Genomic DNA, 12,510 nt, shown 5'->3' with positions numbered 1-12,510 from the left:
GGCCCCACAGCGGCGACCGGTGCGGGCGAGCCGGTGAACGGTCGCCGGAGTTCACCCCGACCGATCAGGACTGCCGCAACGACGTTTCCCAGGGTTCAATGGGTATGCCTACGCTGCGAATCGACGCCCGACAGGACGGTGAGGGGGCGCAATGGACGCCGGTGACAACGCTGATGCCCGCCAGGGACACCCGATCAGTTCGGATGCCTGGGAGAAGCGGGAGATGCGGGAGGCCCTGGCCTCCCGGGACATCAGTGCGGTGTACCGGAACCTGCGCAAGGAGGGCATCTCCCAGCGCCAGATAGCCGCGCTCACCGGTCAGTCCCAGTCGGAGGTCTCGGAGATCCTCAAGGGCCGCCAGGTCATGGCCTACGACGTGCTCGCCCGGATCGCCGACGGCTTGGGTGTCCCCCGTGGATACATGGGCCTCGCCTACGACGAGGCCACCGAGATTCAGGTCGTCGGCGCGGCCGACGAGCAGCAGGCTGAGGAGGACGAGTCCGTGAAGCGGCGGAACTTCCTCGCGCACGCCGCCCAGGTCACGATGGGGGCGGCGATCCTGGGTTCCTCGCCCAGGGCGTGGGCGGCGAGCCCCGCGAGGACGCCGGCACCCGGCCACATCGGCATGACCGACGTGCGCCAGGTCGAGGCTGCGACCAGAGCGCTGCGCGCGCTCGACTACCAGTACGGCGGCGGGTTCTGCCGGGACGCCGTGGTGGCGCAGCTGTCCTGGGGACAGCAGATGCTCGACTCCTCCGCGGCCACCCCGGTCCGCTCGCGCCTGTTCGTGGCGCTCGCGGACCTGCACAGCCTGGCCGGCTGGACGTCGTTCGACAGTGGACTGATGGACTCCGCGCGCGGGCACTTCGCCAACGCGCTGGAGCTGGCCAAGCAGGGCAACAACGACCACCTGGTGGCCAACATCCTGTACCGGATGGGCCGCGTCTACCTGCACCAGGAAGCGCCCAACGACGCGCTCAAGCTGTTCCAGCTGGGACAGATCGCGGCGCAGGAATCCGGTTCCGAGCTGGCGATCTCCGTGCTGGCGGCGAACCAGGCGTGGGCCTACGCGATGATGGGCAACGAGGACCAGTCGCTCAAGCTGCTCGGCCTGGCCAAGGACGAGTTCGCCCGCGCCAACGTGGCCGAGGCCGAGGACTGGGTCAAGTTCTTCAACGAGACCGACGTCTACGCGATGATCGGCACCGTCCACACGGTACTGGCGCGCGGCGTCGACACGAAGCACACGCAGTACGCGATCCCGGCGCTGACCAGGGCCATCGATGCCTACGGCGAGGACATGCAGCGCAGCAAGGTGTTCAACCAGGCCGCGCTGGCCACCAACCACCTCATCGAGGGTGACATCGACCACGGCGCGCGCATCGGCAGGCTGGCGCTGGAGTCCGCGGACGGCATCAAGTCCGCCCGGGTCAAGGACCGGATGGTGCCGATGAAGGAGGAAGCCGCCAAGCGGCGCAACAACCCGGACGCCCGCGACCTCGACGAGCGCATCAGCTCGTTCTTCGCCGCCTAGGACCATGCACGCGGTTGCGGACGGCGAACTGGACGGCCGGTTCACGAAGGAGAAGCTGGCCGCCGCGCTGGCCGAGGCCTGCGCCCTGCTCGGTCTGGACCACCGCGGCGCGAAGCTGCTGCGGTTCACCAACAACGCCGTCTACGAGCTGGCCGGCGCGCCGGTGGTGATGCGGATCGTCGGGTCGCGGGCGCTGCGGCACCGCGTGTCGAAGGTCGTCGAGGTCGCCCGGCACTTCGAGGCCCACGACGTGCCCGCGATCCGCCTGCTGCCCGGGGTCGGCCAGCCGATCCACGTCGGCGCGCACGTCGTCACCGCCTGGGTGCGGGTGCCCGCGGGCGAGCGCCGCGCGACCGCCGCCGACCTGGGCAAACTCCTGCGCCGGGTGCACGCCCTGCCCGCACCGGAGGGTGTCGGCGAGTGGGCGCCCCTCGCGGACGTCCGGGCCCGGGTGGCCGACGCCGAGGAGCTCGACCCGGACGACCGGCGGTTCCTGCTGCGGCGCTGCGCCGAGGTCGAGGCCGCGCTCGACGCGCTGGACTTCCCGCTGGAGCGGTGCCTGATCCACGGCGACGCTCACCCCGGCAACGTGATCGTCGGCCCGGACGGTCCGGTGCTGTGCGACTTCGACTCCGCGTGCGTCGGCCCGCCGGAGTGGGACCTCACGCCCCTGGCGGTGGGCCGGGAGCGGTTCGGGGACCCGGCCGGGCGGTACCGCATGCTCGCCGACGTCTACGGCTTCGACGTGACCCGCTGGGAGGGGTTCGCGGTCCTGCGGGCCGCCCGCGAGCTCAAGCTCGTCACCAGCGTCCTGCCGATCCTGCGCAGCCACCCGCACGTGCGCGGCGAGCTCCGGCGTCGGCTGGGCGACCTCCGGTCTGGCCGCGTGGACACCGGCTGGGCCCGCTACCGGTAGCCCACATAGTGGGAGCACGCCGGACATTTACCGACCGCAGGAGACCGCTCGTCGTATGCGTGGTCGCGCATGCGGACCGTAGGAAATTCGGTTCCGCTAGTCACCCCGGCCGGATTAATCCTTCGCCCACGCGTGCAAGTTGCAGCTACTGACGGTTAACTGACCGGCGCCCGGGTGAGGACGACGGCGAAGCCGAAGGCCAGCCCCATGACGGTCAGCTCGAACGTCGCCCAGGTCGCCAGGGCGGTCCACTCGTGCCGGACGATCCGCGGCATCAGCTTCCAGCGGACCATCCCGCCGAGCACCCCGATGCCGGCGGCGCACAGCACCTTGAGCACCACGAGCTGGCCGTACGGCGTGGTGAACAGGGCGCTGACCAGGTCGATCGTCGGGTTGAGCAGCAGTTCCACGACCGCGTTGAACAGCCCGGTCGCGACGGTCAGCGCCAGGCACAGGGTGGCCAGCTTGGAGAACCGCGGCAGGGCGTGCGCGAGCAGCGTCCGGTTGCCGGTGAGCAGCACGACCATCGCGCCGAGACCGCCGGTCCACGCGACCGCGCCCATGACGTGCAGCTCCATCGAGATCATCGTGTAGTCGTGGTAGTCCCAGTTCGCCGCGTGCCCGGTGACCGGCAGCGGGAGCAGGGCGAACAGGCCGAGCCCGACGCGCACCTCGGCCGGCACCTTCTCGCCGTGCCGCAGGGTCAGCACCCCCAGCCCGACCTGGACCAGCGCGAGCGCGGCGGTGACGAGCAGCGCCTTGCCCGCGCCGATGTGCACGACGTAGTCCCAGATGTCGGCGAAGCTGACGGTGGTCGCCCGCGGCCGGTACTCGGCCGTCTGCAGGACGAGCGTGACCAGCGCCGTCATCGTCCAGACCAGGGACGCGGCCAGCGCGATCGGCCGGGCGCGCCGCATGATCGGCTCGGTCAGTTTGGGCCGGTCGTAGCCGGCCAGCACGGACAGCAGCGCGATCCCGATCGTCGTCACGGCGGACAGGTCGAGCAGCACCCGGACGATCGGGATGGCGACCGAGACCACCTCGCTGACCTCCGCCACACCCGGTACCCGGGCGGTCGTGGTCAGGGCGACGCCGATCAGCGCACCGGCCAGTGCGGCGGTGACGAGGGCGACGATCGCCTGGTAACGGACCTGTGAGGTGGCCCCGGCCGCCGTGGTCATGCCGCGACGCCTCCCCACTGCGCTCCGTGGACCGCGGCCGGCCCCGCGATGCTCGTGCGTCGGTGTCGCGGGGTCACGCCTTGTCCCTGCCCATCCGGAGAGCCAGCGTCAGCCCGATGGCCAGCAGGACCACCGCGCCGAGGATCCACACCCACACCGGGACACCGCCGCCGGCGGACGCGGCGGGCTGGGCCGTGTCGGCACCGGTCGCGGCACTGGCCGACGCCGGGGTGCCGGTGCCGGTCTTGGTGAGGGTGAACGGGATCTCACCGGTCACCGGGTGCCCGTCGGCGGACAGGATCCGGAAGCCGACGGTGTACTGACCGGCCGGGCCGAGCGGCCGGACCGCGACCGACACGACGTTGCTGCTGATCTCCACGTCGCCCTCGGCCCACTGGGTGTTGCCCGGACCGACGACCGAGACCTGGTTGACGTCGCCACCCTGCACCGGCGCGTCGAAGGTCAGCGTGACCTTCGACGGACCGGTCTCGAGCGAGGCGTCCTTGGCCGGGTCGGAGGAGACGAGCACGTTGTGCGCCAGTGCCGGGGTCGCCGTGACGACCATCGCCACCAGCGCCGCGGTGACCGTGACGAGCAGGCGGCGCATCACTTCGCCGCCTTCCGCCCGCGCAGGACCGCACCGGCGCCGGCGCCGAGGCCGAGCGCGCCGACGACCAGGCCGGCGCCGCCGAGCCACCGGGCGGTGTCGTCGGTGGAGTCGCCGGACGCGGTCGTGGCGGAGGTGGTCGTCGCGTCGTGCGAATGACCATCGGCCGACGCCGCGGCCAGTTCGACCGTCGGGGCCGGGTGGTCCGGCTCGGCCGCGCCGTCGGCCGCGACCTGGTCCCAGCTCACGGTCTCGCCGTTGTCGTAGGTCTGGATCGCGGGCAGCACCAGTTCGTCGACCGCGGGCAGGGAGCCTGCGGTGATGTTGAAGTCCTGGTACTGGGTCTCGCCCGGGCCGATCTTCGCGCCCGGCTGGGCGGTGAAGACAACCTTGGTGACCGCCTCGGTGACGTCCAGGTTCTTGCCGTTCTTGACCGGCGTGGGCAGCGGGGTCTTGGTGACCTCCGCCGTCCAGCCCGGGATCGGCTGGTAGCGCACGGAGCTGATCGCGTACTCCGGCTTGAAGTCGATCTCCAGTTTGACGGTGGCGGCGTCCTCTTCCTCGTTCGGCACGCGAACGGTGATCGCCCCGTAGCCGCCCTGCTGCGGCTGCGAGCCGAGGACGTCGGCGGTGACGTGGGCGGAGGCGATGCCGGCGCCGAGCAGGCCGGCGACGCCGACCGTGCCCGCCAGTACCGCGCCACGACGGATGAACGCAGGGTTCATGGTGGGAAATGCTCCTGGGTAAGTGGTGGTCAGCGGATTTCGCTGAGGTGAAGGGCTGCTTGCGTCCCGCGCACCGGCGGGCCGCGCCTGGCGTTGATGCGCGTCAGCAGCACCGACACCTGCGGCACGCCCGGCGCCGGAGCGGGCGCGGCGTGCGGCGGAGGGGGTGCGGGGGCCGGTCCGAAGAGGACCGGCAGGAGAAGGGCCAGGCGCGTCGCGGCGACCTGCAGCAGCGCTTCGGCGTGGGCCAGCAGCAGCGCGGTCACCACGGTCGCGCCCGCGTGCGCGGCGAGCATCGCGGCGGGCATCGAGCCGGGGTGCGGCATCAGCTCGTCGAGCACGACGTGCATCAGCAGTTGCGCGGACCCGAGCACGGCGAGCACGCCGAGCGGTCCGCGGGTCCGGTCGGCGAGCGCGGTCCCGGTCCACCCGACGAGCGCCACGAGCAGCAGCGTCAGCGCGGTGTCCGGGAGGCCGCCGTGGGCCAGCGCGTGCGCGCTGATCGCCAGGCCGCCGGAGGTGACGGCGAGCAGGATCCCGCGCACGCCGCGTAACGCAGCGTGCCGATCCTGTCGCGTCCTCACCGGAACAGGGTAGGAGAACACCGGTGATCTTGGCGACGGTGTCCCGTGTGGTGAACGCGGTGTGAACAGCCGGATCGTGTTTTGATCGACTTGTCAAGCGGTGTCGGTGGTTGAGACTTTCACGTTTTTCGGTAACGGTGTACGGGTTGTAGGCCGGACGAGTGACCGGATCGGGAGGAGGCGGGCCGCAGGGGATGAACCTGTTCGAGTACGTGGCCGACCGCTGGAGCAGGCTCGGGCTGCAGGCCTGGCTCCACGTGAGTGCCGTGGTGCAGTGCACCATCGTCGCCGCCGTCATCGGTGTGCTGATCGGAATCGCCGTCTACCGCAGCCCCATCGGATCGGCCCTGGCCACCGCGCTGGCCAGCACCGTCCTGACCATCCCCTCGTTCGCGCTGATCGGGCTGCTGATCCCGGTCGTCGGCCTCGGTGTCGCGCCCAGCGTCATCCCGCTCGTGCTGTACGCGCTGCTGCCGATCGTGCGCAACACCATCGTCGGGCTGGCCGGTGTGGATCCCGCGGTGACCGATGCCGCCAAGGGCATCGGGATGAGCCGGTTCGGCGTGCTCACCCGCGTCGAGCTGCGCCTGGCCTGGCCCGCGATCCTCACCGGGATGCGGGTGGCGACCCAGATGCTGATGGGCATCGCGGTCATCGCCGCCTACGCCAAGGGGCCCGGCCTGGGGTCCGAGGTGTTCGCCGGGCTGACCAACGCCGGCAGCACGAACTCCATGAACCAGGCCCTCACCGGCACGATCGGCGTGGTCATCCTCGCGCTGATCCTCGACGGCATCTACGTCCTGATCGCCCGCTTCACCGTTCCCAGGGGTGTCCGTGTCTGAAACCATCGAATCTCCCGGCAAGACGGACTCCGGTGCGGTGTCCGGCGTCGAGATCCAGCTGGAGAACGTCACCAAGCGCTACCCCGGATCGCGGGAACCGGCGGTCAAGGACGTCACGATGACGATCCCGGCCGGCCAGATCGTGATCCTGGTCGGACCGTCCGGCTGCGGCAAGACGACCACGATGCGCATGATCAACCGGCTGATCGAGCCCACCTCGGGCCGGATCACCATCGGCGGCGAGGACGCGCTGAGGCTCAACCCGGACCGGCTGCGCCGCAAGGTCGGCTACGCGATCCAGCAGGCCGGCCTCTTCCCGCACTTCACCGTCGCGCAGAACATCGCGGTCGTGCCGGGCCTGCTCGGCTGGGACAAGAAGAAGATCGCCGACCGCGTCGACGAGATGCTCGACCTCGTCGGGCTCGATCCCGCGCAGTTCCACGACCGCTTCCCCCGCCAGCTCTCCGGCGGCCAGCAGCAACGCGTCGGCGTGGCCCGCGCGCTCGCCGCCGACCCGCCGGTGCTGCTGATGGACGAGCCGTTCGGCGCGGTCGACCCGATCACCCGCGGCAACCTGCAGGACGAGCTGCTGCGGCTGCAGGCCGAGCTGGGCAAGACGATCGTGTTCGTGACGCACGACTTCGACGAGGCCGTGAAGCTCGGCGACAAGATCGCGGTCCTGGGCAACCAGTCGAAGATCCTGCAGTACGACACCCCGGACGCGATCCTGGCCAACCCGGCCGACGACACGGTCGCCGGGTTCGTCGGCGCCGGCGCCTCGCTCAAGCAGCTCACCCTGCTGCGGGTGCGCGACGTCGAGCTGAAGCAGGACACGGTGACCGCGTCGACCACCGATTCGCCGGCCGACCTGCGGCAGAAGATGACCGAGCAGCGCCGCACCTACGCGCTGGTGCTCGACCACCGCCGCCGCCCGGTGCGCTGGGTGCACGTGCGCGACCTCGGTGCCGCCACCTCGCTGGAGCGCGCGGGCAAGCCGATCGGCGACTTCGTCAGCCTGCAGTCGACGCTGCAGGACGCGCTGGAGGCGATGCTGGTCGAGGGCGGCGGGGTGCCGGTCACCGGTGCCCGCGGCGAGTACGCGGGCATGATCGAACTGGACACGGTGATGGGCACGATCCAGCGCCTGCGCGAGGAGCACTCCGACGACGGGGGGCCGGCGTGAGCACCACCGTCGACAAGGGGTTCACCACCGAATCCGGTTCGCGCCGCGCCGAGCGGGCCCGGCTGCTGGTGCAGCCCGCGGTCGTCGTGGTGGTCGTCGGTGCGGTCGTGATCTGGGCCCTGACCAGGGACAACGACGCCATCGAGGCGCAGAACCTGAACCCGGCCCGCCTGCTGGAGGCGACCTGGCAGCACCTGCTGATCACGATCGCCGTCGCGGTCATCGTGGTCGCGGTCGCGGTGCCGCTGGGCGCCGTGCTGACCCGCACCTGGGCGCGGCCGGTCGCGCCGGTCTTCCTGGCGATCGCCAACATCGGGCAGGCCGCGCCCGCGCTCGGCGTGATCGTGCTGTTCTTCCTGTGGACCAGCTGGGAAGGGTTCTGGTGCGCGGTCCTGCCGATCGCGTTCTACTCGCTGCTGCCGGTGCTGCGGAACACGATCGTCGGCATCAACGCGGTCGACCCGGCGCTCACCGACGCCGGCCGCGGGATCGGCATGTCCGGCCGCGCGGTGCTGTTCCGCATCGAGCTGCCGCTCGCGGTGCCGCTGATCCTGGCCGGCCTGCGGACGTCCCTGGTGCTGGCGGTCGGCACGGCGACGCTGGCGTTCTTCGTCAACGGCGGCGGGCTCGGCGAGCTGATCGACACCGGGTACAAGCTCAACCGCGTCCCGGTGCTGGTCACCGGCGCGATCCTGGCGGTCGGCCTCGCGCTGCTGATCGACTGGCTGGGCGCGGTCATGGAACGCATCTTCGGACCCAGGGGGCTGACGTGAAGCACCGGCTGAAGGCGGTCTTCGGGGCCGCGCTGCTGACGACCTCGCTGACCGCGTGCGGCCTCGACGTCAACGCGGCGCTGCCCTACGAGGTGCAGCCCGGCTCGATCCGCCCGGTGCCGAGCCTGGAGGGCGTGAACATCGCGGTCGGGTCGAAGGACTTCACCGAGAACATCCTGCTCGGTTACATGGCGGAGCTGGCGCTGTCGGCGGCGGGCGCGCACATCACGGACCTGACGAACATCAGCGGGTCGAACTCCGCGCGGCAGGCGCTGATCAACGGGCAGATCGACCTCTCGTGGGAGTACACCGGCACGGCCTGGATCTCCTACCAGGGCAACACCGACCCGATCCCGGACGAGAAGGGCCAGTACGACGCGACGAAGGCGGCCGACGAACAGAAGTTCGGCATCACGTGGCTGGACTACTCGCCGGTCAACGACACCTACGCCTTCGCCACCACCGAGGCGTACGCGCAGCAGCACAACCTGCGGTCCAATTCGGACATGACGGAGTTCCTCAAGCAGCACCCCGAGCAGGGGATCTTCTGCGTGGAGACGGAGTTCGCGAGCCGTCAGGACGGGTTCCCGGGCGTGCAGCGCACCTACGGGTTCCCGGCCGCGGACGTCAAGACGTTCGGCACCGGCGCGATCTACTCGGCGGTCGCGAGCGGCACGTGCAACTTCGGCGAGATCTTCACGACCGACGGGCGCATCGCCGGCCTGAACCTGCGCGTCCTGGCCGACGACAAGCGGTTCTTCCCGCAGTACAACGCGGCGGTGACGATGAAGCAGGAGTTCCTGCAGGCCCACCCGGCGGTCCGCGAGGTGCTCGAGCCGGTGTCCAAGGCGCTGGACAACCAGCAGATGATCGAACTGTGCAAGCAGGTCGACGTCGACGGCCGGGACGCCGGTGAGGTCGCCAGGGACTGGATGATCTCGAAGGGCTTCATCAAGTAGGGCCGTCACCCCGGGGTTTCGTGCCGTGCGCGTGGCGGCGGGGGACCTGGTCCACGTGATCGACGTGGACGGGGGCCAGGTCGGTGACGTGTTCGCGTTCGTGGCGCCCGCGGACGGCGGGCGGAACCGGCCGAGTTCCACAGACGGCCACCGGGGCCGACAAGGTCACCGCCGTCACCCAGCCGCTCACGGCGATCGGCGTGGGTCGGGGCGTTTCCTGGGTTCCGTACTCGGCCGACTACAGCCGCTTCGTGCGCCGCGGGTGGCCGGCACCTCGCGCTGACGAAGCGGCGGGCCGGGGCGCTAGACGCCGAGCCGTTTGAGGACCTTGGCCTCGATCTGCTCCAGCTCCTTCGCCACGGCCTGGTGCGCGGCCTTGCGGCGGGACGCCGGCATGCGTTCCGCCGCGCGGACCGCGGCCGTCAGCTGCTCGAGCGTGGCCTGCGAGTCCTTGGCGAACCGCACGTCGTCGTCGGTAGCGCGCTCGGCCTGGCGGACCTCGCTCAGCGCCTCCGAGGTCCCGGCGATGCGCGCGAGCAGGTGCGCGCCGCGGCCGGTGAACTCCGACAGCTGGTCGAGCGGCACGCCGAGGCGCCGGGCCTGGTAGTGGTCGTAGGCGTCGCGGACCGCGCTGGCCGCCTTGACCGCGAGCGGGGCCAGCGCGGGCACGACCGCGGGGACCACGATCTTCGCCACGGCGACCGCGTTCTTGGCCTTCTTCGGCGTGATGCCCGTCTCGGCCGGCGTCTTGGTCTTCTTGCGAGCCATGGGCTGAATGTAGCGGCACGGACGAGCTCGGGCATGTCCGACACGTAATGCGCCGGTCACACTCGGCGCGGAATTGTCGGAGGGGCTCTCTAAAGTGGTGGTGTGGATGCTGAGGTGCTGCTCGAAGCCGGTGCGGTGAGCCGCTGCCGTCGTCGTGTGCACCTCGAGCACGACCCGGCGATGCGTGACACGGTGCTGGCCCCGCCCGACCCGTCGGCCGAGCAGCGCATCGCCGACGCGGCGGCCCACCGGGCGGAGATCCGGCAGCGGCTGATCGCGGCCAACCCGGGCGCGAGCTGGGTGGTGGTCGACCGCGAGCTGCCGCCCGCCGAACGCGTGGCGGCCACCCAGCAGGCGTTCGAGCAGCGCGTCGACTACATCTGGGGTGCGCTGCTGCCGGCCGACCGCGCCGGTCACCGCCGTGGCGGGGCCGAGCTGCTGGTGCGGGACGGGGGCGGCTACCTGCCGGTGCTGGTGGTGCGTCACCGCATCACCGACCCGGGCGCGGGGGCGGTCACCACGCCGCCGCACGACCTCGACCCGCGTCACGCGATCCCGGACCCGTCGCGCAAGGTCCGCTCCCACCCCCGCGACCAGATGCGGCTGGCGCACCTGCGCCGGATGCTGGAGGCGCACGGGCTGGCCGCCGGGCGGCTCGTCGGCGGCGTCATCGGGCTGGACGCCGACGTGGTGCTGTGGCACGACCTGGCCGCGGCCACCTGGCCGAACGGCCGCACCGCGCTGACGGAGTACGACCAGCGGTTCGCCGACCGCCTGGCCATCGCCGAGTCGGCCCGCAGCGGCGGGCCCGCGCTGGCCGAGCCGTCCCGCGTCCTGGAGTGCCGCTCGTGCCCGTGGTGGCCGACGTGCGAGGGCGAGCTGACCGCGATGCGCGACGTGAGCCTGGTCGTCCGCGGCGAGGACGCGATGGAGCTGCGCCGCGCCGGCGTATCCACTGTGGACAAGCTGGCGGCGCTCGACCCGGACGACGAGCCGCCGATCGTGTGGACGTCCGGCCCGTTCGCCGACGCGGTCGCGCTGGCCCGTGCCTGGTTGGCGGACCTCACCGTGGTGCGCCGCGTCGAGCGCGTCGAGGTGCCGCGCGCGGACGTCGAGGTCGACATCGACATGGAGTCCTTCGGCGAGTCGGGCGCCTACCTGTGGGGCTGCCTGCTCAGCGGCGCCGACATCGGGCTGGAGCAGGGCTACCGCGCGTTCGTGACGTGGCAGCCGCTGCCCACGGCCGACGAGGCCCGCTCGTTCGCGGAGTTCTGGTCCTGGCTGCGGGAGGTGCGTGCCCGCACGCTGGCGGCGGGCCTGACCTTCCGGGCCTACTGCTACAACGCGATGGCCGAGAACCGGTGGCTGTTCGGCTCGGTCGAGCGCTTCGGCCAGTACCCGGGGATGCCGCCCAAGGACGAAATCCGGTCCTTTGTGGACTCCGAGGAGTGGGTGGACCTGTTCCGGAGCGTGTCCGAGCAGTTCCTGTGCTCGCGGGGCAAGGGCCTGAAGGTCGTCGCGCCGGTCGCCGGCTTCACCTGGCGCGATCCGGAAGCCGGTGGCGAGGCGTCGATGCGCTGGTACCGGCTGGCGGTGGGCATGGACGGTGACGAGCCGGACCAGACCCAGCGGGAGCGGATCCTGCGCTACAACGAGGACGACGTGCGCGCCACCCACGCGCTCCGGCACTGGATGACGGACACCGCGAACAGCATCCCGTTCATGGGCGATCTGTAGGCACCAGGCGCAGGTACCGACCCAGGTGCGCGGCCGCGTCCAGCATCGCGACGCCCTGCGCGGTGAGTTTCCCCTGCCACGCCCGCAGAGCATCGGCCAGCCCTTCCGTGCCGCCCGCGTCGCGGATCTGCCGCACCACCCCCGCGATGTGGTCCAGCAGGTAGCCACCGCGCCGGAGCAGGTGCGCGAGTTCGGCGTCCCGCACGTCGCCAGGGCGGTAGATCCGGTAGCCGGTCGCCGGGTTCCGGGCGGGCGTGAGGATCCCGGCCTCCTCCCACTTGCGCAGGGTCGCCGGTGTGACGTCGAGCCGTCGCGCCAGCTCGCCGATCGTCCGTGCCGGCTCGTGCGCGGGAACCGGGGCGCCGGTCGTCAGGTGACCGACCGCGTTCCGCACCGCGCCGAGGGTTTCCCGGTCGCGCAGCAGCTGGGCGTGGCCGCGGTCGACGAGCGTCAACGCGGAGTCGAGCCGGCCCTCGTTGACCGCGTTCATGATCCGGCCGGCCGTGGCGTGCCCGTACGCGGGGACGAGCGCGAGGAAGGCGCGCAGCGCCGCCGCGTGCAGGTCCGTGTAGATCCGGTACCCGCTGGGCGTGCGGTCGGCGGGCGGGAGGAACCCGTCCCGCTCGTAGTTGCGGACCGCCTGGGTCGAGATGCCGTGCTCGCGCGCGAGGTCGGCGGGTTTCAGGGTGACCACGGTTGGA

Annotated in this window: 13 protein-coding genes; 7 read left to right on the top strand and 6 right to left on the bottom strand. The window is 71.5% G+C overall.

Translation table 11 applies throughout. The features are described 5' to 3' along the window. The first annotated feature begins 151 nt into the window (after positions 1-151). On the top strand, positions 152-1,534 hold the full coding sequence (locus FB470_RS10605; protein WP_306990722.1) for a helix-turn-helix domain-containing protein: 1,383 nt from the start codon (positions 152-154) through the stop codon (positions 1,532-1,534). A 4-nt stretch (positions 1,535-1,538) separates the two neighbouring features. Further along, on the top strand, positions 1,539-2,450 hold the full coding sequence (locus tag FB470_RS10600; RefSeq protein WP_306990721.1) for a phosphotransferase family protein: 912 nt from the start codon (positions 1,539-1,541) through the stop codon (positions 2,448-2,450). Between the two features lie 155 nt (positions 2,451-2,605). Here FB470_RS10600 and FB470_RS10595 read toward each other — a convergent pair whose 3' ends face one another. From FB470_RS10595 to FB470_RS10580, 4 genes are all read right to left on the bottom strand, one after another. Then, on the bottom strand, positions 2,606-3,631 hold the full coding sequence (locus FB470_RS10595; RefSeq protein WP_306990719.1) for a copper resistance D family protein: 1,026 nt from the start codon (positions 3,629-3,631) through the stop codon (positions 2,606-2,608). A 73-nt stretch (positions 3,632-3,704) separates the two neighbouring features. Next, positions 3,705-4,238 (bottom strand): copper resistance CopC family protein, encoded by a 534-nt coding sequence (locus FB470_RS10590; protein WP_306990718.1) that lies wholly within the window; start codon positions 4,236-4,238, stop codon positions 3,705-3,707. Further along, positions 4,238-4,963, bottom strand: a complete 726-nt coding sequence (locus FB470_RS10585; protein WP_306990717.1) for a YcnI family copper-binding membrane protein — start codon at positions 4,961-4,963, stop codon at positions 4,238-4,240. The genes FB470_RS10590 and FB470_RS10585 overlap by 1 nt, the downstream gene beginning before the upstream one ends. 29 nt (positions 4,964-4,992) lie before the next feature. Further along, complete coding sequence (locus FB470_RS10580) at positions 4,993-5,547, bottom strand: hypothetical protein (protein ID WP_442320128.1); 555 nt, start codon at positions 5,545-5,547, stop codon at positions 4,993-4,995. A gap of 194 nt (positions 5,548-5,741) precedes the next feature. On the opposite strand from FB470_RS10580, the gene FB470_RS10575 reads away from it, so the two are divergent. Genes FB470_RS10575 through FB470_RS10560 form a run of 4 tightly spaced genes read left to right on the top strand, consistent with a single transcriptional unit; the run spans position 5,742 to position 9,304 of the window. Beyond that, positions 5,742-6,389, top strand: a complete 648-nt coding sequence (locus FB470_RS10575) for an ABC transporter permease (protein WP_306990716.1) — start codon at positions 5,742-5,744, stop codon at positions 6,387-6,389. 37 nt (positions 6,390-6,426) lie between these two features. Next, the gene (locus tag FB470_RS10570) at positions 6,427-7,572 is read left to right on the top strand and encodes a betaine/proline/choline family ABC transporter ATP-binding protein (RefSeq protein WP_306999180.1); all 1,146 of its coding nucleotides are present in this window, start codon (positions 6,427-6,429) and stop codon (positions 7,570-7,572) included. After that, a complete protein-coding gene (locus FB470_RS10565; protein WP_306990715.1) occupies positions 7,569-8,345 on the top strand; it encodes an ABC transporter permease in 777 nt (258 codons plus the stop codon). The genes FB470_RS10570 and FB470_RS10565 overlap by 4 nt, the downstream gene beginning before the upstream one ends. Next, entirely contained in the window at positions 8,342-9,304 is a 963-nt protein-coding gene (locus FB470_RS10560; protein ID WP_306990714.1) for a glycine betaine ABC transporter substrate-binding protein, read from the top strand. Before FB470_RS10565 ends, FB470_RS10560 begins: the two co-directional genes overlap by 4 nt. A 303-nt stretch (positions 9,305-9,607) precedes the next feature. Here the strand turns inward: FB470_RS10560 and FB470_RS10555 are convergent, their stop codons facing one another. Further along, positions 9,608-10,072, bottom strand: coding sequence for a DUF6474 family protein (locus tag FB470_RS10555; protein WP_306990713.1), 465 nt, complete (start codon positions 10,070-10,072; stop codon positions 9,608-9,610). 102 nt (positions 10,073-10,174) lie between these two features. Between FB470_RS10555 and FB470_RS10550 the strand changes: the two genes are divergently transcribed. Then, complete coding sequence (locus FB470_RS10550; protein WP_306990712.1) at positions 10,175-11,809, top strand: TM0106 family RecB-like putative nuclease; 1,635 nt, start codon at positions 10,175-10,177, stop codon at positions 11,807-11,809. Here the strand turns inward: FB470_RS10550 and FB470_RS10545 are convergent. Continuing rightward, complete coding sequence (locus FB470_RS10545) at positions 11,793-12,503, bottom strand: TioE family transcriptional regulator (RefSeq protein WP_306999178.1); 711 nt, start codon at positions 12,501-12,503, stop codon at positions 11,793-11,795. The genes FB470_RS10550 and FB470_RS10545 overlap by 17 nt on opposite strands. Positions 12,504-12,510 lie beyond the last annotated feature (7 nt).

Source organism: Amycolatopsis thermophila (assembly GCF_030814215.1).
Taxonomy (GTDB): Bacteria; Actinomycetota; Actinomycetes; order Mycobacteriales; family Pseudonocardiaceae; genus Amycolatopsis_E; species Amycolatopsis_E thermophila.
Note: the sequence above shows the minus strand (reverse complement) of the source record. Positions and strands in the feature narration are given on the sequence as shown.